Below are 25,133 nucleotides of genomic sequence, written 5' to 3'. Positions count from 1 at the left end.
AAAGGAAATAGCATGTCTAAACAAATTCAAGTGCCGGATATCGGCAGCGATGAAGTGACAGTTACCGAAATTATGGTAAAAGTAGGCGATAGCGTTGAAGTTGAGCAGAGCTTGATCAATGTGGAAGGCGACAAGGCCTCCATGGAAGTGCCTTCACCGGAAAGCGGGGTCGTCAAAGAAATTTTAGTTAAAGTGGGCGACAAAGTATCGACCGGTTCAGCGATGATGGTGTTTGAAAGTGCGGTTGCAACTGCGGAAGCTAAAGTTGAAGCTAAACCTGAAACTGTACCAAGCGCTCCTGCGGGGCAAAGTGCGGTTGTTGATGTCAGCGTGCCGGATATCGGTGGCGATGAAGTCAATGTCACCGAAATCATGGTGAAAGTCGGCGACAGCGTCAGTGAAGAGCAATCACTGTTGACAGTTGAAGGTGACAAAGCTTCGATGGAAGTGCCAGCACCGTTTGCCGGTGTAGTGAAAGAAATTTTAGTGGTTGCCGGGGACAAAGTTTCTACCGGGTCACTGATTATGCGCTTTGAAACGGCAGCCGCCGCTTCTGCTGCTGCACCAGCACAGGCTGAAGCCGCTGCACCGACTGCCAGTGCAGCACCATCAATCGTTGATGTGAATGTGCCGGATATCGGTGGCGACGAAGTCAACGTCACTGAAATTATGGTCAATGTTGGTGACAGCATCAGCGAAGAGCAATCGTTAATCACCGTCGAAGGGGACAAAGCCTCGATGGAAGTGCCTGCGCCGTTTGCTGGCGTGTTGAAAGAGATCTTGATCAAGGTTGGGGACAAAGTCTCTACCGGCAGTTTGATTATGCGTTTTGAAGTCGCGGGCGCGGCACCGGCTCAAGCGGCAGCACCACAAGCTGCCACAACAGCTAAAGCAGAATCAGCACCATCGACTAGCGCAGCAGCGCCACAAACAGTAAGTACACAGCAAGAGGTGACAGCAAGTGCGGTCTTTGCCCATGCAACCCCGGTGGTGCGCCGTTTAGCACGTGAGTTCGGTGTTAATCTGGATAAGGTTAAAGGCACCGGTCGCAAAGGACGCATTCTGAAAGAAGACGTGCAAGCCTATGTTAAAAATGCCATCAAATTGGTGGAATCCGGTGCAGTTGCGGCGACAGCAGGTGCTGCACCGTCCGGAGCCGGTTTGGGCTTGTTGCCTTGGCCAAAAGTAGATTTCAGCAAATTTGGCGAAGTGGAAGAAGTGGAACTGGGTCGTATCCAGAAGATTTCCGGCGCTAATCTGCATCGTAACTGGGTGATGATTCCGCATGTCACTCAATGGGACAAAGCCGACATCACCGATTTGGAAGCGTTCCGTAAAGAACAAAACGTGCTGGCAGAGAAACAGAAACTGGATGTGAAAATCACGCCGTTGGTATTCATCATGAAAGCCGTTGCCAAAGCGTTGGAAGCTTATCCACGTTTCAATAGCTCAATTTCAGAAGATGCACAACGTCTGACCTTGAAAAAATACATCAATATCGGTGTGGCGGTGGATACACCGAACGGTTTAGTGGTGCCGGTGTTCCGTGATGTAAACAAAAAAGGTATTATTGAACTGTCGCGTGAATTGGCCGAGATCTCGAAAAAAGCTCGCGCAGGCAAGCTGACGGCATCGGATATGCAAGGTGGCTGTTTCACCATTTCCAGCCTTGGCGGCATTGGTGGTACACACTTTACGCCGATCGTGAATGCACCTGAAGTAGCAATTCTGGGTGTGTCTAAATCGGAAATGACGCCGGTTTGGAACGGCAAAGAGTTTAGCCCACGTTTGATGTTGCCACTGTCGCTTTCTTATGATCACCGTGTGATTGACGGAGCGGACGGCGCCAGATTTGTGACCTTCATCAATGGGGTACTGTCGGATCTACGCCGCTTGGTCATGTAATGACGTAATGCCTCTCCGTTAATGCGGAGAGGCTCGGAACAGAAATTGAAAGTGCGGTTTCGCATAAAGCCAAATTTAAGAGGTTATTATGAGTAAAGAGATTAAAACACAGGTTGTGGTTTTGGGTGCGGGTCCGGCGGGTTACTCCGCAGCGTTTCGTTGCGCCGATTTGGGATTGGAAACCGTAATTGTTGAGCGTTTTTCAACCTTGGGTGGCGTTTGTCTGAACGTAGGGTGCATTCCGTCGAAAGCCTTGCTGCACGTAGCAAAAGTGATTGAAGAGGCCAAAGCGTTGGCACAACACGGTATCGTGTTTGGTGAGCCAAGCACTGATGTGGATAAAATTCGTGGTTGGAAAGAGAAAGTCATCAACCAATTGACCGGCGGTTTGGCTGGCATGGCCAAGATGCGCAAGGTGCAAGTGGTGAACGGCTACGGCAAATTTTCCGGCGCCAACTCCTTGATCGTGGCTGGAGAAGATGGTGATGTCACGATTAAATTCGACAATGCGATTATTGCGGCGGGTTCACGTCCGATTCAATTGCCGTTTATTCCGCATGAAGATCCACGCATTTGGGACTCAACCGATGCGCTGAAATTAACCTCAGTACCGGAAAATCTATTGATTATGGGCGGTGGTATCATCGGTTTGGAAATGGGTACGGTATATCACGCATTGGGTTCAAAAATTGATGTGGTTGAAATGTTTGACCAGGTGATCCCGGCGGCAGACAAAGACATCGTCAAAATTTATACCAAACGCATTGAGAAAAAATTCAATCTGCTGCTGGAAACCAAAGTGACCGCAGTGGAAGCCAAAGCCGATGGCATTTATGTGTCGATGGAAGGCAAAGCAGCCAATGAAACCCGCCGTTATGATGCGGTGTTGGTGGCAATCGGGCGTACCCCGAACGGTAAATTGATCGATGCCGGTGTTGCCGGAGTGGAAGTGGATGAACGTGGTTTTATCCGCACCGACAAGCAAATGCGTACCAACGTGGATCATATTTTTGCGATTGGTGACGTGGTCGGTCAACCGATGTTGGCGCACAAAGGCGTGCATGAAGGTCATGTTGCGGCAGAAGTCATCGCCGGTAAAAAACACTATTTCGATCCGAAAGTGATCCCATCTATTGCTTACACTGAGCCGGAAGTCGCATGGGTCGGCAAAACCGAGAAAGAGTGTAAGGCGGAAGGCATCAACTACGAAACCGCACTTTTCCCTTGGGCAGCTTCTGGACGTGCGATCGCTTCCGACTGTGCAGACGGTATGACTAAACTGATTTTCGACAAAGATTCGCACCGTGTGATCGGCGGTGCAATCGTCGGTACTAACGGTGGTGAGCTATTAGGCGAAATTGGTTTAGCAATCGAAATGGGTTGTGATGCGGAAGATTTGGCACTGACCATCCATGCGCACCCGACCTTGCACGAATCTGTCGGTTTGGCGGCAGAAGTGTTCGAAGGAACCATCACCGATTTACCGAATGCGAAAGCGAAGAAGAAAAAATAGTTCTCAAATGAACTGAATCAAGCCGTAGCGAATTTCTCTACGGCTTTTTTATGCTCAGCAATACACCGGCAAGAATGGCGAGCGCAACCCAAAGGGTTAAATAACGTTCAAATAGTACCATGAGCGTGTTCCTCGTTAGCGCGGATAAATTGCTTCACCGTCTTCTTTGTAGAAAACAGCTGGCAAGGCAACAGGCAGAATATCTAACACCGCTTCGGACGGACGGCACAGTTTACAGCCTTTTTCGGTGATCACAATCGGCCGGTTAATCAAAATCGGTTGTTGCAGCATAGCCGCAATAATCTGCTCATCGCTGATATTATCGTTATCTAACCCCAAGTCGTGATATGGCGCAACGTTACGACGCAACAATTGCTGCGGGCCGATGGCCATTTTTGCCAGTAAATCGCGCAGGGTGGTTTCATCGGGCGGATTTTCCAAGTAGTGAATCACTGTCGGTTCAATACCGCAGTGGCGGATCAAGGCTAATACATTGCGTGAAGTACCACATTGCGGGTTGTGATAGATGGTTATAGCGGACATAGTCATTTCCTATTATTTCAATATTTATTGAAATGTTAATGCAAAAAAGTGCGGTTAGCGTATCGCTAAACCGCACTTTTCAGATTATTGACAAAGATATTTGCTGAGGCAAAGTAGGGGCGGATTGCATCCGCCCGTTTGCGAAGTGCGGCATAAGTACTTAATTAATAAATGAAAAATTTAAAGTGCGTTCGGGCGGATATATAATCCGCACCTACTTTTACAATATTAATTGTGTATTTTAACCTTTGTCAGCAGTCTAAAAAGTGCGGTTAGCGTATCGCTAAACCGCACTTTTGTATTTATTAAAGCCCCTATTTCTGACCTTTCCAAGCGTTACGATCAATATCCAGTTCTGGGAACTGATCTGGGTTAAACACTGGATCTTCGATGCCTTGTTTCAATTGATTACGGTAATCGGTGAGCAGGCGCATCACTTGTGGGAACAACATAATTAATGCCAATAGATTGAACAGTGCCAACACCCCCATCAGTGGATCGGAGAAGAAGAATACTGCGGTGGCTCCCGGAGCAGTTGCGCCTAAGAACAGAATGACAATAACGGCTAAACGGAGCAACAGAATCGGTAACTTCTCTTTTTTGCCGTAGAACAAGAAGCTCATGGCATTCTCACCGAGGTAGTAGTTATAGATTACTGAGCTGAATGAGAACAGCAAAATAGAGAAGGTGAGCAGGTATTGCGACCAGTTGCCTAAGTGGTGTACTAATGACTGTTGGGTCAGTACCACACCGTCAATTTCTGCACCCGGTACATAGACATCACCCAATAAAATAATGAAGGCAGTACAGCTACAGATAATAATCGTGTCAATAAACACTGATAATGACTGCGCAATCCCTTGTGTGACCGGGTGTTTAACATCAGCGGTTGCCGCGACGTTCGGGGCAGACCCCAAACCGGCTTCATTGGAGAACAGACCACGACGCATTCCTTGAGCTATGGCGACCCCCATACCACCGCCGACCACAGAATCTAATCCGAAAGCACTTTTAACAATAGTGGTGATCACGGCTGGCAACTCAGTGATATTCATTACGATAACAATGATTGCCATCGCCATATATAACAGTGCCATTACCGGGATGATGACATCAGATGCTTGTGAAATACGTTTGATACCGCCAAAGATAATCAAGCCGCCAAGTAATGCAAGCAAAATACCGGTATAGATTCGCTCGATTCCAAGGCTATCCAGCATGGCACCGGCAACGGTGTTACCTTGGAAGGCATTAAAGCCGATTGAGAATGAAACAATCAGACAGATTGAGTATACGATCGCCATCCAACGGTATTTTTCGCCTAATCCGTGTACGATAAAGCGCGCAGAGCCGCCACGGAAATGGCCATCGTGGGTTTTGTGTTTATATAGTTGTGCGAGGGTACATTCGACGATACTGGTGACCATGCCGATTAAAGCAACTACCCACATCCAAAACACGGCTCCCGGCCCACCTAAAGAAATGGCAACAGCGACGCCGGCGATATTACCACCACCGACACGTCCGCCAATCGACACCAACAGTGCTTGACGTCCGGTAATACTTGTACTGTTAGCATTGGTTTTGTCTTGGCGCAGTGATTTAAACATCCGTCCGAAATAGCGAAACTGTGCCCAGCCGCTGATGATACTGAAGAGCAAGCCGAAAATGATTAACATTGGAATCAGCGCCCAGCCCCAAGTGAGGTTGCCGATCAAATCAAAAAATGCTTGAATGTATTCCATTGAATACCTCCGAATAAGATAATTAATTATTTATTATGATTTAACAGAAAATCCGCTGTAGTATATCGGTAAAAAACAATTTTGCTTAGTGAATATTCTGTTTTTTGTGATATTTGTTTGATAAATTTCAATCGAAAAAGCAAAGTGCGGTCTCACAGCGAGACTTCGCCGCGTAGATCGGTTGTCATTTTCTGCCGTACTTGCTCAATTGTTAACGTTTGGCTTAACAGAAAATGTAGCTTTGCCAATGCCGCTTCGACCGTCATATCATGCCCGCTGATCACACCGACTTGCTCCAACGCATTGCCGGTGGCGTAGCCCCCCATATTGACTTTACCGGCAAAACACTGGGTCAGATTCAATACGATAATACCTTTCTGATAAGCACTGTGCAGCAAATCCAGAATTTCTGGGTTATCTGGTGCGTTGCCGATACCAAAGGTTAATAAAATCAGCGCATTGACCGGCTGCTGCAAAATATTGCGGATAACATCAGGGGAAATCCCCGGATACAGCATCACAATCCCAATCGGCTGCGGCGTAATATTGTGCAGTTTAAATTCCCCTCTGGCACTGACATTTAGCGCTGCATAATTGATAGCAATATTGATCCCCGCCTCGACCAACACCGGATAGTTGGGGGAGGAGAATGCATCAAACCCATCTGCATGGCTTTTGGTCGAACGGTTGCCACGAAACAGCTTATTGTTAAAAAATAAGCAAACTTCACGAATAGGGTAGTGGGCGACCAGATACAGTGCATTCAACAAATTGGTTAAGCCGTCGGAACGCAGCCCGGAAATCGGAATTTGCGAGCCGGTGACGATCACCGGTTTGCTTAGATTCTCCAGCATGAATGACAGTGCAGAGGCGGTGTAAGCCATGGTGTCGGTGCCGTGTAGAATAATAAAGGCATCATAATGGTGATAATGTTTTTTGATATCATCGGCAATTTGCTGCCAATGCTGCGGTGTCATATTGGCGGAATCTATCAGTTCATCGTATTCGTGTACGATAAAGTGCGGTATTTCGGCGCGTTGCAGCTCAGGCAGGCTGTTTAAATAAGAAGACATAAATCCCGGTTGTGGCACATAACCGCACTTTGACGGTTTCATACCGATTGTGCCGCCGGTGTAGGCAATGTAAACAGATTTTTTTTGCATAATAATCGCTGGATAAGTAGGGTCTGTTGATGTTTGTCTAAAATATAAATAAATATCAACAGCCCCTAGTGAACAATAGGCGAATTATAACGTTTTTATATGCTAAAAAGTAGCTTCGCGATTGCTCGGAATCAGATTTATCTTTGCTGATTTTGACGGCGATAGTTCAATTTATGATAAAGATCTCATTTTTTAACGATTTCACTTGTTATGATTGAAATGAAGTATTACTCTATGCGTATTGAAGTCAATCTTCTTTAAATTTGTGGTATATGGAGTTGAAATGTCAAAACTAAATAAAGAAAAAATATTGGCTATGCTTGAACAGGGGTTAATTGCCTCTTGCCAGCCGGTAGACGATGGTCCGATGGACTCACCGGAGATTGTGGCAGCGATGGCTCAGGCATCAGTAATAGGGGGGGCCGCGGGATTGCGTATTGAGGGGATCGACAACTTAAAAGCGACTCGTGCAAAAGTTGATGTGCCGATTATCGGTATTGTAAAGCGTGATCTGGACGATAGCCCGGTTCGTATTAGCCCGTTTTTACAGGATATTGATGATTTGGCAGCGGCTGGCGCGGATATTATTGCTTTTGACGGCACGGATCGTATTCGTCCGGTGGCGCGTGATGTGATTATTGCTCGGATTAAAGCATTGGGCTGCCTTTCAATGGCGGATTGCTCCAATTTTGAAGAAGGTATGTACTGTCAAAATCTTGGTGTAGATTTGATCGGTAGTACCATGTCCGGTTATACCGGTGGGGAAATTCCGTCAGAACCGGACGTCAAACTGGTGCGGGATTTGAAAGCTGCCGGCTGTCGCGTGATGGCAGAAGGGCGTTATAACTCGCCGGAAATGGCGGCAATGGCAATTGAAAACGGTGCTTATTCGGTCACGGTCGGCTCGGCGCTAACTCGTTTGGAGCATATTGTTGGTTGGTTTGTTGATAAAATTAATGCCGTTAAAAATAAATAGGAATCTGTTAACATGAAGTGTTGTTTAGCGATTGATATTGGTGGAACCAAAATAGCCAGTGCGTTGATTACCGGCAAAATTATCGAACAACGCCAACAAATTAGAACGCCACAGGATGAAGCCGCAAGTGGTATGAGGCAGGCACTGGCCGATATTATACAGCAACAGCAAGGCATGTTTGACTCGGTTGCGGTTGCCTCAACAGGCATCATCAATAAAGGTATCTTGACCGCACTTAACCCGAAAAATCTAGGCGGCTTGGCGGAATTCCCATTGCTGGATACGATTGCTGAGTATACGGCTGCGCCGATCGGTTTGTTGAATGACGTGCAGGCAGCAGCCTATGCGGAATATCACTTATTGACGAAAAAAGTTGAGAATTTTGTTTTTATCACCGTTTCAACCGGTGTTGGCGGTGGCATTATTCTGAATGGAAAGTTGCAAATAGGTCCGAACGGCATTGCCGGTCATATCGGGCATACGCTGGCGGATCCAAACGGCCCTATTTGTGGCTGCGGACGACAAGGTTGTGTCGAAGCGATTGCAGCCGGGCGGGCAATTGAAGCTGCCGCAGCGAAGTGGGATGATCCTTGTGAACCGGCAGAAGTATTCGCCCGTTTTCGTCAAGGCGTACCACAAGCGGTTGAAGTGGTGCAACGCTCAGCGAGAGCGATTGCCAATTTGATCGCCGATTTAGTGATCGCGAATGATATTCAGCGAGTAGTGTTGGGTGGCAGTGTCGGTTTAGCGGAAGGCTATTTGCCGTTGGTGAACCGTTATTTGCAGCAGCTACCGCACTTTTATCAAACCGCAGTGGTGCCAGCGGCTTGCGGATCAGATGCCGGCTTACTGGGAGCGGCACTTTGGTGGCAGAATGAATTAGCTATAAAACAAAAAAATCGTAAAAATTTCAATAAAAGATAAGGGATTGCGCATATGATTTTAGGAGATTTGAATAAAGATAACGGCACATTGGGCTTGTCACCGGTGATCGCTGAAGTTTGCGAATATTTAAAAGGCTTAGACTTACAAGCACTAACCTTGGGCAGACACGAGATTAATGATGATATTTTCATGAATGTGATGGAGTTTGAAACCGCAGCGGCAGACAGCAAAAAATCGGAATTGCATCATCGTTATTTAGATGTGCAGTTATTGATTTCCGGAGCGGAGCTGATTGAATTTGGTGTCGGAAACCCTGATTTGAGCGACTACGAAGCCTATCAGGACGAAGATGATTACCAATTAACGGCACAACCAATCGCATATAAAAATAGCGTATTGCTTGCGCCGAACATGTTTGCGATTTTCTTTCCGTATGAAGCGCACAAACCGGGTTGTCATTTGGGCGGGCAGAGTGTTAAAGTGAAGAAATTGGTCGTTAAGATCCCATATTCACTACTATAAATTATCGAGGAACACATTATGAATCAAGGTGGAAAAATTTTAGATACGATCGGTGCTTTACAAAGCAGCCTAACTAAAACGGAAAAGCGGATTGCAGCAGCCATTTTGACCTCTCCCGATTTGCTCAACCAATGTTCATTATCGGAAGTTGCTGCGAAATTGGATGTCGGCGAAGCGACATTCATCCGTTTTTGCCGTACTTTAGGGTTCAAAGGCTATACCGATTTCAAACTGGATCTCGCCATTGAATTGGCAACGCAGAATAAAGAAAATGGTTCACTGTTGGACACCGATATTGCCGGAGAAGACGGGCCGGCAGAGATTGCGCTAAAACTGCAAAGCGTGTTGTCGAATGTAATTTCAGAAACCATTAATCTATTGGATTTTGATGAATTAGAAAGAGTGGTGGACAGCATTCGTCAATCCAGACGGATTTTCGTATTTGGTGTGGGCTCGTCCGGTTTAACGGCGGAAGATGCCAAACATAAATTCTTGCGAATCGGGTTGCAGGTGGATGCCTTAACCAATAACCACTTTATGTATATGCAGGCTTCATTGCTGAATAGCAACGATATTGTTATTGGTATTAGTCATTCGGGTTATTCGGTTGAAACAACCCAAGCCCTGAAAATTGCCAGATCCAACGGGGCAAAAACCGTAGCGATCACCCACAATTTACGCTCGCCGATTACTGAAGTTGCCGATTATGTGTTGATCAACGGTAATCGCCAAGGACAGCTGCAAGGGGATTCGATCGGTACCAAAATTTCTCAATTATTCGTGATGGATTTGATCTACGCGCTGCTAGTGCAGGCAGAACCGGATAATTCCATGAGTAAAAAGCAAAAAACGCTTAACGTTATTCTCGAACAACGTATCAAATAATTTTATTAATCCTTCAGGAGATTTCATGAAAAGTTTAAAAGGTATTTTTAGTGCATTATTGGTGTCTTTCAATGCGGACGGCACAATTAATGAAAAAGGCTTGCGCCAAATCGTTCGTCACAATATTGATAAAATGAAAGTGGACGGGCTATATGTTGGTGGCAGCACCGGTGAGAATTTTATGCTCTCAACCGACGAGAAAAAAGAGATTTTCCGCATTGCCAAAGACGAAGCCAAAGATCAAATTGCACTGATCGCTCAAGTGGGCAGTGTGAACTTGAAAGAAGCTGTGGAATTGGGTCAATACGCCACCGAATTAGGTTATGACTGTTTGTCTGCGGTGACACCGTTCTACTACAAATTCAGCTTCCCGGAAATCAAACACTTCTATAACACCATCATTGAAGCCACCGGCAACCGTATGATTGTGTATTCAATTCCGTTCTTGACCGGGGTAAACATCGGTGTGGCGCAATTCGGTGAACTGTATGAAAATGAGAAAATCATTGGCGTGAAATTCACCGCAGGCGATTTCTATCTGTTGGAACGCTTGAAAAAAGCTTATCCGAACCACTTGATCTGGGCGGGCTTCGACGAAATGATGTTGCCGGCGGCGGTATTGGGCATCGACGGCGCAATCGGCAGTACCTTCAACGTCAACGGTATTCGCGCACGTCAAATTTATGAAAAAGCGCAAGCCGGACAAATTCAGGAAGCATTGGAAATCCAACATGTTACTAACGATTTGATCGAAGGAATTTTAGGCAACGGTTTATATTTGACCATCAAAGAGTTGTTGAAACTTGAAGGGGTGGATGCAGGTTATTGCCGCGAGCCGATGACCAAAGAATTAACTGAAGCACAAATTGCCGTTGCAAAAGAGTTGAAAGCGAAATATCTTTAATACCGTACTTTTATTCAGCCCAATAGAGGTTGCTGAATATTGGATAGGAAAAGATGAACCCAGTGCGGTTCATCTTTTTGTTTTTTACTTGAACCTTTTTTAAACCTTAGGAGTTGCTATGTTTAAAACACTACAAAAGATCGGCAAAGCCTTTATGCTGCCGATTGCGATTTTGCCTGCTGCCGGTCTGTTGTTGGGGATTGGTGGTGCACTCTCCAATCAAACCACCATATTAGCTTACCCGGTTCTGGATAATGCGTTGCTGCAAAGCATTTTTCAGGTGATGGCAGCGGCAGGTACGGTAGTATTTGCCAATTTAGCACTGTTGTTATGTATCGGATTGGCAATTGGATTGGCTAACCGTGATAAAGGCACGGCGGCGCTGGCAGCGGTGGTCGGCTATCTGATTATGGTTGGAACAATCAGTGCGTTGCTGAAAATTTTCACGCCGGATGCCACGGGTATTGATACCGGCGTGATCGGGGCATTATTGATGGGATTGGCGGTAGTTTGGCTACACAACCGCTACCATAATATTCAATTGCCACAAATGCTCGGCTTCTTTGGTGGCTCGCGCTTCGTACCGATCGTGACGGCTTTTGTTGCGATTTTTGTCGGATTATTCTTCTTTTTAGTTTGGCCGACATTTCAAGGCTGGTTGGTCAGTGCCGGAGAAAGTATTGCCAAGATGGGCGCCATCGGCACCTTCTTCTACGGTTTCTTAATGCGCTTGTCCGGTGCAATCGGCTTGCACCATATGATCTATCCGCTGTTTTGGTACACTGAACTGGGTGGTGTGGAGCAAGTGGCAGGAAGTGCGGTTGCCGGCGCGCAAAAAATCTTCTTCGCTCAATTGGCCGATCCGAATCATCAGGGCTTGTTTACTGAGGGAACACGCTTCTTTGCCGGACGTTTTGATACTATGATGTTTGGTTTGCCGGCGGCTTGTCTGGCCATGTATCACTGTGTACCGAAAGCCCGACGTAAACTATTCGGCGGGTTATTCTTAGGTGTTGCTTTAACCTCATTTTTGACCGGTATCACTGAACCGATTGAATTTATGTTCTTATTCGTCGCACCTTGGCTCTATGTGATCCACGCTTTCTTTGACGGCGTATCATTCTATATTGCCGATATTCTCAATATTTCGATTGGTAATACTTTCTCCGGCGGTTTTATCGACTTCTTACTGTTTGGTATTTTGCAAGGTGATGCCAAAACCAACTGGATCCGAGTGGTGTTAGTCGGTGTGCCTTGGGCGATGTTGTACTATTTCACGTTCCGTTTCTTGATTATGAAATTTAACGTGATGACACCGGGGCGTGATGACGACAGCCAAACGGAAGAGAACCAAAGTGCGGTTTCTGCCAATAGTAATCTGCATACCAACGCCGTGAAAATCATTACCGCCCTTGGTGAAAAAGAGAATATCGAACATGTCGATGCTTGCATCACCCGTTTACGCGTGGCATTGAAAGATGTGAAAAAAGTCGATAAATCAACCCTGAAAAAAATTGGCGCGATTGATGTATTGGAAGTCGGCGGCGGTATTCAAGCGATTTTTGGCGCCAAAGCGGTATTGTATAAAAGCGAAGTCAATCAGATCTTAGGGTTGGAAGATTAAGTTTCCAAAACATACTCTAGTCTGCGATCATAAAAAAACCTTGTGCTTGAAAACACAAGGTTTTTCTCAATATGAAATCAGGTTAAGCAAATGGATCGCGCAGGATCATGGTTTCAACGCGATCCGGACCGGTGGAAAGAATATCAACCGGTACGCCGGTCACTTCTTCAATGCGTTTGATATAATCGCGTGCAGTTTGCGGCAGCTGGTTGACATCGGTGACACCGAAAGTGTTTTCTGACCAACCCGGTAAGGTTTCGTAGATTGGCTCGACATTTTCCCAGTTTTCAGCTGCTGTCGGGGCATATTCGACAATTGAGCCGTCCGGCATTTTGTAGGCTACACAAATTTTCAGTTCATCAAAACCGTCCAACACATCCAGTTTAGTCATGCAGAAACCGGAAATCGAGTTGAGTTGAATCGCACGGCGCACCGCAACCGCATCGAACCAACCGCAACGACGCGGGCGACCGGTAACTGCGCCAAACTCATTGCCTTTTTTAGCAATTTCCGCACCGATTTCATCAAATAATTCAGTAGTGAATGGGCCGCCACCGACACGGGTACAGTAAGCTTTGATGATGCCCAATACATAATCCAAATGACGCGGCCCATAACCGGCACCGGTGGCAACGCCGCCAGCAGTCGTGTTGGAGCTGGTGACATATGGATAGGTGCCGTGGTCGATGTCCAGCATGGTGCCTTGTGCACCTTCGAACAAGATATTGTCGCCGTTTAAGCGGGCTTTATCTAAAATGGTCGGAATGTCGGCAACCATCGCAGTGATAATATCGGCAACTGCAAAAATCTCGGCTAAGGTTTTATCGTAATCAACGGCGTCAACCTTATAATAATTCACCAATTGGAAGTTGTAGTATTCCAGAATATTTTTCAGTTTCTCGGCAAAGGCTTCACGATTGAATAGATCACCGACCCGCAAGCCACGACGTGCTACTTTGTCTTCATAAGCCGGTCCGATGCCGCGTCCGGTGGTGCCGATGGCTTTTTTGCCCAACGCCGCTTCACGCGCATGATCCATGGCAACGTGGTAAGGCAGAATCAGCGGACACGCTTCGGAAATCAGCAAACGTTCACGCACATTGACGCCACGGCTTTCCAATTCACCCATCTCTTGCATCAAGGCCGCAGGGGAAAGCACTACGCCGTTGCCAATCAAACAAGTGACGTTATCGCGTAAAATACCCGACGGAATCAAACGTAACACCGTTTTTTCTCCGTTGATAATCAAGGTGTGACCGGCATTGTGACCGCCTTGATAACGCACCACATATTTTACCCGATCCGTCAATAAATCAACGATTTTGCCTTTTCCTTCATCGCCCCATTGAGCGCCAAGGATAACAACACTTTTCCCCATAATAGTTTACCTTTTAAGATTTGAAGATGGATATTCGCAACAGTTTACTTTACTCTTTTCCAAGCCTCACTACAATCCACAATCAAAGTGCGGTGTTATAGGGCTTTGGAAACATTGCGGGCGGATAGTGAGTCCGCCCGCTGGCTTTCGTTATTAATTTTCCGGTGTTTGCATATAACGGAAGAAATCGCTGCCCGGTTTGAGAATCATCATATTACCTGAATTTTTGAAGCTTTTTTCGTAGGCTTTCAAGCTACGTACAAAGCTGAAAAATTCCGGTTCATTGCGAAACGCATCAGCATACACTTTGGCTGCGGTGGCATCGCCGCTACCGCGTAGCTCTTGGGCGGTTTTGCTGGCGGTTGCCAAGATTACCGTGACTTTGCGATCGACATCAGCTTGGATAAACGCTGATTTTTCGCGACCCTGTGAACGATGTTCCCGCGCAACGGCGTCCCGTTCGGCACGCATCCGTTGGTAAATCGAAGAAGAAACCTCTTGTGGCAGGTTGATTTGTTTAACCCGCACGTCAACTACCTGAATACCTAAATCCGACGAGCTGTCGGCACCGGTGTTCAACGCGTTTAATGCACCGGTCATCAACTCGCCACGCGTGCCGGAAACAATGTCTTTAATGGTTCTTGAACCGATTTCGGAACGCAAGCGGTCATTGACTTTACGACGCAGTAAGTTGTCGGCATAGGTGTAATCGCCACCGCCGGTACTGGTATAAAAACGACCAAAATCGCTGATCCGCCATTTCACATAAGAATCCACCAGCAAGTCTTTTTTCTCCACCGTGACGAAGCGATCAGCTTGTCCGTCTAAGGTTTGGATTCTGGCATCTAAAATTTTCACATTATCAATAAACGGAATTTTAAAATGAATGCCTGGTGCATAGATTGAGACTTTGTTGTCGCTGTCACGCAAGACTTTGCTGAAACGCAACATGATACCGCGCGAGCCTTCGTTAATCACTACCACGCTGGAATATACAATCGCTGCCACCAGAATAATGACAGGAACTAAAAACTTACGCATTATTCAAATCTCCCTTGACGAGTGCTGTTTTGGTTGCGTTCTTGTTGTTGTGAACCGTTATAGCTGTTGTCATTGCTGCTTGAGGTCGTCGGTGCAGGTGTGAGAGCGGCTGCTCGGTTTGCTGCGTTACCCAACGTGGTATTGCTATTCGCCCCTTTTGCTTGTGGTGCATCAGTTTTCTCGACCGCACTTTCAGCGGCTTTCTTTTGATTTAGCATTTGTTCTAACGGTAACACGGTCAGGTTGCTGCCGTTGTTAGAATCCAACATCATTTTCGGGGTTTCAGCCATAATATTTTCCATGGCTTGAATATATAACCGCTCTTTCAACAAATCCGGTGAGGCTTTGTATTCCGGCAGCAATTGCTGGAAGCGTTCCACTTCCCCTTGTGCGTCCAATACAACCTGTTCTTTGTAGGCGGTTGCTTGTTCGATAATCCGTTGTGCGTCCCCGCGCGCAATCGGTTCGGCTTCACGGGCATAGGCTTCTGCCTGACGGATAAAACGCTGTTCGTCTTCTTGTGCTTTGATCGCATCGTCAAATGCGTCTTTGACTTGCTCCGGCGGACGTGCGGACTGGAAGTTGACGTCGATCACCTCTAAGCCCATATCATAAGGCTTGATGATGTTTTCCAAATAACGCCAAGTGTCTTCACGCACCACAGAACGACCGGTGGTTAAGATGTCATCCATGCTCATGTGACCGATCACATAGCGCAGCGCACTGTCGGTGGCTTGTGACAAACTGTTGTTGGCATTGGTAACACTGAACAGGTATTTTTCCGGATTATTGACCCGATATTGTACCGTCATTTCCACCACAACCATATTTTCATCTTGGGTCAGCATGCTGCCTTGGGTTTTCAGTTCACTGATTCGCTCGACATTGACCGGCACGACTTGATCGATAAACGTCGGCTTCCAGTTCAAGCCGGGCTGCACAATCGAGTTGAATTCGCCGAAACGCAATACTACACCGCGTTCCGCCTCTTTGATGGTATAAAAACCACTGACCCCCCAAACAATAGTGCCAATTACTGCGGCGATCGGTAATAATTTGCTTAGCCCGTTAAATGGTGTGCCGTTATTGCCGGATTTGCGCCCATTGCCGCCACCCATTTTTTTCAATAAATTACCAAATAGTTCTTCTAAATCAGGCGGTCCTTGTTGTTTATTGCGCTGCTGGCTTTGTTGTTTGTCCGGTTCAGGTGTGCCGGAATCAGGATTGTTTTGCCAGCCTTGATCTTGCTCAGGTTTTTTTGAGCCTGATTGCCCTGGTTTACCCCAAGGGTCTTGCTCCGAATTATGGTTGTTATCAGAACCATTCCACGACATAGTATCAATATCTCCGTCCAGCTAACATCAAACCGTAAAGCAAGCGGTGCGGCAACACGCTTGTAAAAGCTTATTTGTCACTGGATTTTGTTATAAATAGAATATAAAGGTATTAACTACCGCATTAATTAAGCGTTGTTCGGCACAGTCGCAATTTTAACAAACTGCTAACCAAACAGCTTTGATTGTATCTATTTAACCTCTGGATTACCAGCCTTTTTCCGTGATTTTAGCTGAGCGCAGCTTGATGACTAAGCTTGGTTTAGCGTATTCGGTCGAATGGTTTTGGCACTGTTGAAAAGTGCGGTTCAGTCGCGCCAGCACAGATGGGCGGGAATAATTTGGTTGGCGATCGGTTTCTGCTCGAGCAGACTGAGAATGGCTTGAAAGAGCGCATTGGCGATTTTTTCATGATCTTGGCGAATAGAGTGAATTTTAAACGGCAAGCAGTTTAATAATTCATAATCATCAAAGGTTGCCAGGTGCAGCTGTTGTGAGCTGAGTTGATCCAACAGTTGATGCTCGTTTAAAAAACGGAGTACGCCGACCAGCAAACCGTAGGAAGCAACAAAAATTGCCTGCGGCAAGCGCCCTAAGCGCTGTAATAACTGCTGCATCATGATATAGCCCGATTCGGAGTGGTAATCCCGATGGCTGATCCAGTCGTTTTGCAGGGCTAACCCTGCCTGTTGCAGACCGCACTTGAAGCCTTGCAAACGGGCTTCACTCGGGGTGAGTTGCAGCAGTCCGCCAAGGTAATAAAACTCTTTGAGCTGGTATTTATTGATCATTTGCGCCACCATGGCGGCAACCGCACTTTTATCATCCGTGATGATATAGGGGATTTGTGGTGCATCGGCAATAAAGCGATCCAGTTGAATTGTTGGAATGGTGTTCAAATAGGGGTAGTGCTTACGTTTTTGACAAACCGGGGTGGTGATCAAAATATCAATTTGACGTTCCAGCAGGTTTTCAATTGCTTTCGCTTCTAAGTGCGGTTCTTCATCGGAGCAACTAATAAGCAACTGTAAACCGTGGTTACGACACAAACGTTCTAACATCTGACTGGTTTGTGCAAAGCCAAAATTCGAAAAATCGGGAATCACCAAGCCGATAGTATTGGTGCGTTGCGCTTGCAGCGCTTTGGCATAGATGTTGGCACGATAGTGGTTTTTCTCCGCAATTTGTAGAATCTTTTGCCGTGTTTCCTCTTTAATCCGAAACTCATCGGCGCGTCCGTTTAAGACCATACTAACGGTGGTTTTGGAGACGCCGCTCAGCTCGGCAATATCATTTAGCGTACAACGTTTTGTTTTAGCGATCATGGTTAATTATTGGAATAAGATACGGTTTTGTAGGGGCAGATTGAATCTGCCCAAGGTTATAAAAGCGCAGTTTGGGCGTATGCCCTTACGCAGTTTATTCAGTGCGATATTCAATCGGCGCTAACACCGCACTTTCAATTTCCAATCGGCATGAACTTTGTAACATATTTTGTCGATTTTTAATAAAAAAGCGCGATGTTAGGGCTTTTTCACCATCGTTTAAGAATATTTCAATCACTGAGCGATCAATAAAAATCTCTACCTGTTGTAAATCTGCAATGACACAGTAACGCTGTTCGCCCAAGCTCAACATACTTTCGGTTTGCTCACTGGCGCTGCGATCAAGACAGAACTCGCCGTTTTCATAGCTTATGGTTAAATGTTGTCCTTGTGGATTATCAAACAGTCGTAGGCTGAAATCAGCATTGTGTGGATTAAATTTCAGATAACGGCGATCCAAATCCGCCAGCGTCGTCGTGTGTTGCAACGAAAGTGCGGTCAGATTTTGCGGGTAATACTGTGCGAGCGGCGTTTGATAAATTCGGTTATTTTTCAAGCTTAAACGGCGCGGCATGGTCAAAGCGGAATGCCAAGCATATTCGTCGCTCGGATATTGTAGATCCGGCAGCCCGATCCAGCCAATCATCACTGCACTTTCGCTGTTGTCCAGGCCGGCAAAGGTTTGTGGTGCATAAAAATCGAAGCCGTAATCCAGTTCACCAAATTGTTCCACTTCAAATTGTAAATCGTTCAACTTACCGACTACATAAGTGGAGTGATAGTTGTTTTGAAATTGCTGCGTTTCCCGTTTTTTACCTTGCGGCGACCAGATAAACAGATCTTTGTTGCCGATTTTTAGCAAATCGGGACATTCCCACATAAAAATATCCTGATTGTCGAAATCGGATAACTGTAGTTCGCCCAGCAGTTGTGGCGGGGTGTTGATGTTTTCCATTTCAAACACAATTGCTGTACCACTCAAATTGTCGCGTTGCGCACCGCAAATAAACCGCACTTTGCCGTCTTGTGTGAAATACGGCTTCGGATCGCGCACATGTTCACTGTAACCGGCGGGGGAGCAGGTGACGAGGGGATATTTATCCAACAGCTTACCGTCGTTGCTGAACACGGCGATATTTTGATACGGAATTCGAGTGTTATCGCTGCTGCGACGGGTATTGCCGGTGTAAAACGCCGCAATACAATCGCCCAATGGCAGGGCGCCGCCGGAGTAACAACCGTGTGATTCAAACATTTCCGTCGGAATTAAGGTATCGGCGAGGGTAAACTGTTGGAAATCCGGCGTGGTATAATGCAACCAGTGTTTCATGCCGTGCATGGCGCCGTAGGGATACCATTGGTAGAAAATATGGTATTTTTCACCGTCGAATACCAACCCGTTTGGATCATTGATTAAGCCGAACGGTGCGACCAAATGGTAATCAGGACGGAAATCCTGATCCGTCGCAACCTGCGCCGCCACCGCATCGAGTTCACCCGCTTTGGCGGCAAGCAGACTTTTGTATTTTCCCTGATTGAAGATCAACATTGGATTCCCCCGTTTTGTTAACTAAGCGGACTGCGCCAAATAATCTGCTAATTGTTGTTGATTCGGCAGCGCCGCCATTGCGCCTTTGGCGGTGGTTGCCAGTGCGCCGCAGGCATTGGCTTGGTGGATAATCGGCACCAGATTTTCCCACGCTTGCCAGTTTGCGGTTTGTGATAACCCGGCAAGCAGTCCACCGACAAAGGCATCACCGGCACCGGTGGTGTCTACGGCTTGCACCGCTTTGCCACTGATTAGTTGCTGTTCGCCGTTCAGATGTACCAAAGCGCCTTTTTTGCCCATGGTGACGATAATCAATTTTTGCGGGTAGTAGTCGGTGATGGTTTTTAAGGCTTGCTCTAAGGTATCAGTTTCGGTGAGCAGGGTCAGCTCTTCTTCCGAGAATTTTAATACATCCGCCAATTCGACCGCCTGCATCACAGTCATACGCATAATGTCTTGGTTTTGCCACAGCGATTCGCGCAAATTTGGGTCGAACGACACCATGCCGCCGATCTGCTTGATTTGCTGCATGGCGGTCAAGGTTGCTTGTTGTGAAGGATTGTTCAACAGCGCAATCGAGCAGCAATGCAGCCACTCGCCACGATTGAATTGCGGCAGGTCATCAGTTTGCAGAAACTGATCGGCACTAGGATTGACCATAAAAGTGAAACTGCGCTCGCCGTCGTCATCAAGATCGACCACCACGGTCGAAGTGCGGTTTTGTGGGTCAAGCAACATGAAATCGGTGTTTACATTTTCTTGATTTAACACGTTTTTCATAAAAATCCCGAGCGGATCTTGACCGACACGTCCGATAAATGCGGTTCTGCCGCCCAAACGAGCAATGGCAACAGCAACATTCGCAGGGGCGCCACCAGCGGCTTTTAAATAATGTTGTTCACCGTCAGGAATCAAATCCACAACAGCATCGCCTAATACCCAAACTTTTTGTTTCATGCCAACCACCTTTATTTCTATTGTTACGCAAGAAAATACCATGCTCAAAATTTTAGCTAAAACGGTTTAGTCTGGCAATCAAAGTGCGGTTTTTCTTGAGAATAGGGTCGGGAAATGTGATCTGGATCTAAAAAATGCGGTTAAGTTGGTGATAACCGCACTTGTGCTGCTTCAATTAAAACGTCTTTTCAAAAATCAGATTGACATTCTTCTGTGTATAGGAATACATCGACGGCAGGTTGCTGTCTTGTTTTTTCCAGTTGAAATGCAGTTTCGGCGTGATGCCCCAAATGTGCCAATCGCGTTTCCACAGGGTTAAATTGACGCTGTAAATCTTATCATTGCGCACTTTACCGAGCGGAATCATCTCGCCCAATTTGGCTTGATCTTTGTAGTTGCGCTGGGCATAAGAAAAGCCCAAACGTGAGGAAACGCCCCCTTGCCACTCTTGCCCCCAACCGAGCCGCAGGGTGCGGGTGTTGTTGCTGTATTGCAACAAGCGTGTTTTTTCACGGTTATAATCGCCACCAAAATAGAAAAATTGGCGTGGGCTGCGCAGCCACAGCAGGGTGGCGGAAGCCAGTTGCGTATGTCCATTGAGATTTTGGCTGTCGTAATAGCGCTGTTCGGCGTGTTCCAGTGCGGTTGAAATCTGCCAATTGGCGTTCAGCCAGCGACGATATTCGCCGCGCACGCCGTTCGCCCATTTATACGACTGGTTGCCGTACCAACGTTTTTCATAAAATGGCAAAATAGACACACTTTGCACCGCACTTTTGTGGGTATAACCGAGATAAGTGCGGTTATAAATATCATCGTAGTCATGGTTATCCCAAAAATTCTTGCCGAATAGCTCTGTGCCGACATGCAAATAGTGTGCGCCAGTCAGGTTGAAATCACGCTCTAGACTGAACGAGTAGGCAATGCCGTGTGCAGACTGCGGCAACATGTTGTCGCCTTTGACAAAACCAGTGTTCTCGATTTCTCGAGTAGCGGCGGTGTTATTAACATTGCTGTCACGCAAGTAATAAGCACTGAAACTGCTTTGCCAGCCACTACGTTGTTGCAAGGTATCGAGATAGGCATCAATCAGCCTCACCACCGGCGCAGGCACGCCGACCGCACTTTTGGCTTTTTCAAACTGATCGTGCGCCGCATTGTCTTGGCGATCGTGAAACAGGCTTTTTGCCAATTCAATCCGCACCGGATTGAGATCCGGATTGACCGCGAGAATCTCACGAAAACGGCTAATCGCCAGCGGATAATCTTGCGCCAGTTGTGCTAACGTAGCTTCGGCAAAACGAACGAGAATAGGATCATGTTGCGCAAAAGTGCGGTAAATCGGCAACAATTCATTGATTAATTCCACATTGCGTTGTTGCAGTGCTAAATTTAACCAATCTTGGGTTAATTGCGGATTTGCCAACAACTGCGCACGGCTAACTTGTAAGGGCTGTACCGCACTTGGTGTTGAATCGTCCACGGTTTTCAATGGCGTAGTCGGCAGGGCGATATTTTGAATACTGTCGGGGGTTGTTGCTTGATTCACGCTGACGGCGGTTTCGGCAATCGCACTTGCTGCATAAAGTGCGGTTAGGCTTGTTACTAAAAGAGATCTTTTCATGCTTTTTCTTAAAAAAAGAGGCGCAGGTGCGCCTAGTGGTGGAAGGAGATATTATTGCTTCGTACCGTTAAATACGGCTTGAAGTTTGCCATCGTAACCACTGCCCTTTAAACTGACTTTGCCAGCGATTTCTTGTGCGTGTAATCCCATAAATTTGCCATCATAACTTCCTTCTAGTGAAGTATCATAGGCTTGTCCTTTGGCTGTTCCGTTAAATGATAAATAACCGTCAGTATCAGTAATATTACTTTGTTCTAAATTGATAACATAGGTTGCATTATCCGCAGAAATAATGTTACCGGAAATTGTTTTGTTATCGAAATTGGCAGTTATATTCATTTTAGAAGCGACGCTATAAATATAAGCCTTTCCCTGATAGTTGGCTTCACCGCTTAAATTTTCCAACTCTTTCGCATTAGTTGCGCGCCCAGAATACATATATAGCCAACTATTGCTGTTATATTCTCCGTCGCTTCTTCCGCTGGCATGAACTACCGCAATACCTGAATCTTCTAGATCATTGTAATAAATGGTATAAGATGCAGCGATTGGTGCTTCTTTTCCATTGATAGATATATTTTGGTTCACGTCAGAGTTGTCGTATCCGCTACCTTTCCCTTGGGCAGGAATATATTGATTAAGATTAACGGCTTTTTGTAGATCATTGACCAGTTTTTCATTTTGATTAACTTCTTGCACAACTGCATAGGCTGCCAATGGTGTTTTTTCCAGTTCACGCTGGCGGGCTTCTTCAGCTTTACGAGCTTCTTCGGCTTTGCGAGCTTCTTCAGCTAAACGAGCTTCTTCAGCTAAACGGGCTTCTTCAGCTAAACGGGCTTCTTCAACTAAACGAGCTTCTTCAGCTAAACGGGCTTCTTCAGCTAAACGGGCTTCTTCAGCTAAACGAGCCTCTTCAGCTAAACGAGCCTCTTCAGCTAAACGAGCCTCTTCAGCTAAACGAGCCTCTTCAGCTAAACGAGCTTCTTCGGCTTTACGAGCTTCTTCGGCTTTACGGGCTTCTTCGGCTTTACGAGCTTCTTCAGCTTCTTCAGCTTTGCGAGCTTCTTCAGCTTTGCGAGCTTCTTCAGCTTTGCGAGCTTCTTCAGCTAAACGAGCTTCTTCAGCTAAACGAGCTTCTTCAGCTAAACGAGCTTCTTCAGCTAAACGAGCTTCTTCAGCTAAACGGGCTTCTTCAGCTAAACGAGCCTCTTCAGCTAAACGAGCTTCTTCGGCTTTGCGAGCTTCTTCGGCTTTGCGAGTTTCTTCGGCTTTGCGAGTTTCTTCGGCTTTGCGAGTTTCTTCCGCTTTTTTTGCCGCATCAGTGGTTGTGTTATCGGTTGCTGGTGTAGTTGTTGTGGCGGTATTTGTGTTGTTTGGTGTTGAACCCCCTCCACCTGATGAACCACAGGCAATGGCTCCGAGGGAGATTAAAATGGCAAGTGCGGTTGTTTTGATTGTCGGTTTCATCATTGCATTCCTTGTTGGTTATTTATGAGATAAAAATGAAGTATTAATGCGCTTTTCGCTCCAAATTGACGAAAAAATCATTAAACTTTCTTAGTTTAAAAAAAAAAAAAAAAAAACAAGGCTTTAGCGATTTTTATACGAAAATTTTGATCTTTATCACGTTTATTTTAAAAATGGAGTAAAATTTCAAAACAAGAGGGGCAAAGAAAAAATAAAAACGCGCTATCGGCAAGAGGGCGGATAGCGCGTTGAAAGTCGGAGATTGTGTGGAGTTAATAAATCACGTTGTTGTGATAACGCGACAGAATCGCCTGGATATGATCCATTTTTTCTTTGCTTGGCGGCAATACGTCTTCCAATTCGTATTTTTCGCCCATCGCTTCCCATTTGTGTTGTCCCAAGCGGTGATACGGCAGCAGTTCGATTTTTTCGATATTGTGCATGTCTTTGATAAATTCGCCGAGCAGGGTGACGGAGTGATCGTCGTCAGTGTAGCCCGGCACCACCACATAACGAATCCAGGTGCGTTGATTACGCTTTTGCAGATAACGGGCGAATTCCAGCGTACGTTTATTCGGCACGCCGATCAAATTTTGGTGAATTTTATCATCCAGTTGTTTCAAATCCAGCAGCACCAAATCCGTGACATCGAGTAATTCGTCAATCACTTCGTCATAACGCCGTACAAAGCCGTTGGTGTCTAGGCAGGTGTGAATGCCTTGTTCTTTACAGGCACGAAACCAGTCACGCACAAATTCCGCCTGCAAAATCGCTTCGCCGCCGGACGCAGTTACGCCACCGCCGGATGCATTCATAAAATGGCGGTAAGTGACCACTTCTTTCATCAGTTCTTCAACGGTGATCTCCTTGCCACCGTCCAAATCCCAAGTGTCACGGTTGTGGCAATATTGACAACGCATTAAACAGCCTTGTAAAAACAGAATAAAACGGATTCCCGGCCCGTCCACCGTGCCACAGGATTCAAAAGAGTGAATGCGTGCTTTAATCGTCATAGCCATTCCAAAAGAGAGTAAAAGTGCGGTCAATTTTACCTGAAACAAGTGCACTTTGCGATAGAAAGTCGTAATAGAGCCAGGTTAAGTCTATTTTGGTAGATATTAGACTCAGTCAACTTTTCAAGCAGAGGTGATACTTGACTGCCTTGGTGAAAGGAGGCATTATGCAAATATTGTTAATACTTATGGTGGGAGAAGCACAATGGAACAACAATTGACACCAGAATATTTGGAATATCTAAAAAAAGAAGCCGCTTTAGGTGATAAGGATTTTACCGAAGGAAAAGAATTTTCCAGTGAAGAGGTTTATCGCGGGGTGAAAGATGTTTTATACAATGCAGTATTAAAATATGAACAAAATGTCGCCTGAGTACACGATTAGTTATTCTGCGAGAGCAAAACAGAATCTTGAAAATATTGCATTAGGAATCTACGAATTTACATTAAATTTGACCACCGCAGACAACGTTATTAACCGGATTCGTAGCGGGATAGATAATCTTAATATGTTTCCTGAACGTGGTTCTCAGGGTGTTATAGAAGGAACTCGTGAAATATATCTCGGTGGATATCGTATAGTTTATCGAATTGAGGAAAGTGTTATTAGGATTATTACGATAATTCACTGTTCTCGGCTTTATCCATAAATTTTACTTATAAACTTCAAAAGTTAAGAAACCCTGTCATTTGATCTGACCCCAAAAAGTTGGACTGTGTACTTCTAAGATGAAACACCAATAAACGTTACTGGTATTCTATAAAAGCCAGCAAAAAGCC

The 25,133-nt window shown here is 46.0% G+C and carries 22 protein-coding genes; 10 read left to right on the top strand and 12 right to left on the bottom strand.

The window, feature by feature from the left end; all coding sequences use genetic code 11:
• Window positions 1-12 precede the first annotated feature (12 nt).
• Together aceF and lpdA are read left to right on the top strand one after the other, a co-directional pair.
• Window positions 13-1,905, top strand: coding sequence for a pyruvate dehydrogenase complex dihydrolipoyllysine-residue acetyltransferase (gene aceF, locus EDC16_RS01270; protein ID WP_132964593.1), 1,893 nt, complete (start codon window positions 13-15; stop codon window positions 1,903-1,905).
• An 88-nt stretch (window positions 1,906-1,993) separates the two neighbouring features.
• Window positions 1,994-3,418: a dihydrolipoyl dehydrogenase gene (gene lpdA / locus EDC16_RS01265; protein WP_132964591.1), complete on the top strand. Its 1,425-nt coding sequence runs from the start codon at window positions 1,994-1,996 to the stop codon at window positions 3,416-3,418.
• 135 nt (window positions 3,419-3,553) lie between these two features.
• Here the strand turns inward: lpdA and arsC are convergent, their stop codons facing one another.
• From arsC to ansA, 3 genes are all read right to left on the bottom strand, one after another.
• Window positions 3,554-3,961: an arsenate reductase (glutaredoxin) gene (gene arsC / locus EDC16_RS01260; RefSeq protein WP_132964589.1), complete on the bottom strand. Its 408-nt coding sequence runs from the start codon at window positions 3,959-3,961 to the stop codon at window positions 3,554-3,556.
• 314 nt (window positions 3,962-4,275) lie between these two features.
• Window positions 4,276-5,706: an alanine/glycine:cation symporter family protein gene (locus EDC16_RS01255; protein ID WP_132964587.1), complete on the bottom strand. Its 1,431-nt coding sequence runs from the start codon at window positions 5,704-5,706 to the stop codon at window positions 4,276-4,278.
• Between the two features lie 152 nt (window positions 5,707-5,858).
• A complete protein-coding gene (gene ansA / locus EDC16_RS01250) occupies window positions 5,859-6,869 on the bottom strand; it encodes an asparaginase (RefSeq protein WP_132964584.1) in 1,011 nt (336 codons plus the stop codon).
• 283 nt (window positions 6,870-7,152) lie between these two features.
• On the opposite strand from ansA, the gene EDC16_RS01245 reads away from it, so the two are divergent.
• The 6 genes from EDC16_RS01245 (at window position 7,153) to EDC16_RS01220 (ending at window position 12,665) form a co-directional block, all read left to right on the top strand.
• Window positions 7,153-7,845, top strand: coding sequence for an N-acetylmannosamine-6-phosphate 2-epimerase (locus tag EDC16_RS01245; protein WP_132964582.1), 693 nt, complete (start codon window positions 7,153-7,155; stop codon window positions 7,843-7,845).
• Between the two features lie 12 nt (window positions 7,846-7,857).
• Window positions 7,858-8,769, top strand: coding sequence for an N-acetylmannosamine kinase (locus EDC16_RS01240; protein ID WP_132964580.1), 912 nt, complete (start codon window positions 7,858-7,860; stop codon window positions 8,767-8,769).
• A 12-nt stretch (window positions 8,770-8,781) separates the two neighbouring features.
• A complete protein-coding gene (gene nanQ, locus EDC16_RS01235; protein WP_132964577.1) occupies window positions 8,782-9,252 on the top strand; it encodes an N-acetylneuraminate anomerase in 471 nt (156 codons plus the stop codon).
• Window positions 9,253-9,270: 18 nt separating this feature from the next.
• Window positions 9,271-10,137, top strand: coding sequence for a MurR/RpiR family transcriptional regulator (locus EDC16_RS01230; protein ID WP_132964575.1), 867 nt, complete (start codon window positions 9,271-9,273; stop codon window positions 10,135-10,137).
• 25 nt (window positions 10,138-10,162) lie between these two features.
• On the top strand, window positions 10,163-11,041 hold the full coding sequence (nanA, locus tag EDC16_RS01225; protein WP_132964573.1) for an N-acetylneuraminate lyase: 879 nt from the start codon (window positions 10,163-10,165) through the stop codon (window positions 11,039-11,041).
• Between the two features lie 118 nt (window positions 11,042-11,159).
• Window positions 11,160-12,665 (top strand): PTS transporter subunit EIIC, encoded by a 1,506-nt coding sequence (locus EDC16_RS01220; protein ID WP_132964571.1) that lies wholly within the window; start codon window positions 11,160-11,162, stop codon window positions 12,663-12,665.
• 82 nt (window positions 12,666-12,747) lie between these two features.
• On the opposite strand, the gene purA is transcribed toward EDC16_RS01220, so the two are convergent.
• The 9 genes from purA to pflA all read right to left on the bottom strand — a co-directional run bounded on the left by purA (window position 12,748) and on the right by pflA (window position 24,353).
• Window positions 12,748-14,043: an adenylosuccinate synthase gene (gene purA, locus EDC16_RS01215; RefSeq protein ID WP_132964569.1), complete on the bottom strand. Its 1,296-nt coding sequence runs from the start codon at window positions 14,041-14,043 to the stop codon at window positions 12,748-12,750.
• A gap of 153 nt (window positions 14,044-14,196) precedes the next feature.
• On the bottom strand, window positions 14,197-15,084 hold the full coding sequence (gene hflC, locus EDC16_RS01210; protein WP_132964568.1) for a protease modulator HflC: 888 nt from the start codon (window positions 15,082-15,084) through the stop codon (window positions 14,197-14,199).
• Window positions 15,084-16,418: an FtsH protease activity modulator HflK gene (gene hflK, locus EDC16_RS01205; protein ID WP_132964566.1), complete on the bottom strand. Its 1,335-nt coding sequence runs from the start codon at window positions 16,416-16,418 to the stop codon at window positions 15,084-15,086. The genes hflC and hflK overlap by 1 nt, the downstream gene beginning before the upstream one ends.
• Before the next feature lie 308 nt (window positions 16,419-16,726).
• Window positions 16,727-17,743, bottom strand: a complete 1,017-nt coding sequence (locus EDC16_RS01200; RefSeq protein ID WP_132964563.1) for a substrate-binding domain-containing protein — start codon at window positions 17,741-17,743, stop codon at window positions 16,727-16,729.
• Window positions 17,744-17,837: 94 nt separating this feature from the next.
• Entirely contained in the window at window positions 17,838-19,292 is a 1,455-nt protein-coding gene (locus tag EDC16_RS01195) for a glycoside hydrolase family 32 protein (protein WP_132964561.1), read from the bottom strand.
• Window positions 19,293-19,313: 21 nt separating this feature from the next.
• Complete coding sequence (locus EDC16_RS01190; protein WP_132964559.1) at window positions 19,314-20,249, bottom strand: aminoimidazole riboside kinase; 936 nt, start codon at window positions 20,247-20,249, stop codon at window positions 19,314-19,316.
• Between the two features lie 175 nt (window positions 20,250-20,424).
• Window positions 20,425-21,873, bottom strand: a complete 1,449-nt coding sequence (locus EDC16_RS01185; protein ID WP_132964557.1) for a surface lipoprotein assembly modifier — start codon at window positions 21,871-21,873, stop codon at window positions 20,425-20,427.
• 51 nt (window positions 21,874-21,924) lie between these two features.
• Entirely contained in the window at window positions 21,925-23,343 is a 1,419-nt protein-coding gene (locus EDC16_RS12640) for a factor H binding protein domain-containing protein (RefSeq protein WP_165894177.1), read from the bottom strand.
• A gap of 269 nt (window positions 23,344-23,612) precedes the next feature.
• A complete protein-coding gene (gene pflA / locus EDC16_RS01175; protein ID WP_132964555.1) occupies window positions 23,613-24,353 on the bottom strand; it encodes a pyruvate formate lyase 1-activating protein in 741 nt (246 codons plus the stop codon).
• Between the two features lie 205 nt (window positions 24,354-24,558).
• Here pflA and EDC16_RS12635 point away from each other — a divergent pair, with 205 nt between their 5' ends.
• Both EDC16_RS12635 and EDC16_RS12915 read left to right on the top strand, forming a co-directional pair.
• The gene (locus EDC16_RS12635; protein ID WP_157330445.1) at window positions 24,559-24,726 is read left to right on the top strand and encodes a hypothetical protein; all 168 of its coding nucleotides are present in this window, start codon (window positions 24,559-24,561) and stop codon (window positions 24,724-24,726) included.
• Window positions 24,707-25,003, top strand: a complete 297-nt coding sequence (locus tag EDC16_RS12915; RefSeq protein WP_132964553.1) for a type II toxin-antitoxin system RelE/ParE family toxin — start codon at window positions 24,707-24,709, stop codon at window positions 25,001-25,003. The genes EDC16_RS12635 and EDC16_RS12915 overlap by 20 nt, the downstream gene beginning before the upstream one ends.
• Window positions 25,004-25,133 lie beyond the last annotated feature (130 nt).

Origin of the sequence: Testudinibacter aquarius (assembly GCF_004342725.1) — a bacterium.
Taxonomy (GTDB): Bacteria; Pseudomonadota; Gammaproteobacteria; order Enterobacterales; family Pasteurellaceae; genus Chelonobacter; species Chelonobacter aquarius.
The sequence above is the reverse complement of the archived record's forward strand: the minus strand, read 5'-3'. Positions and strand labels throughout refer to the sequence as shown.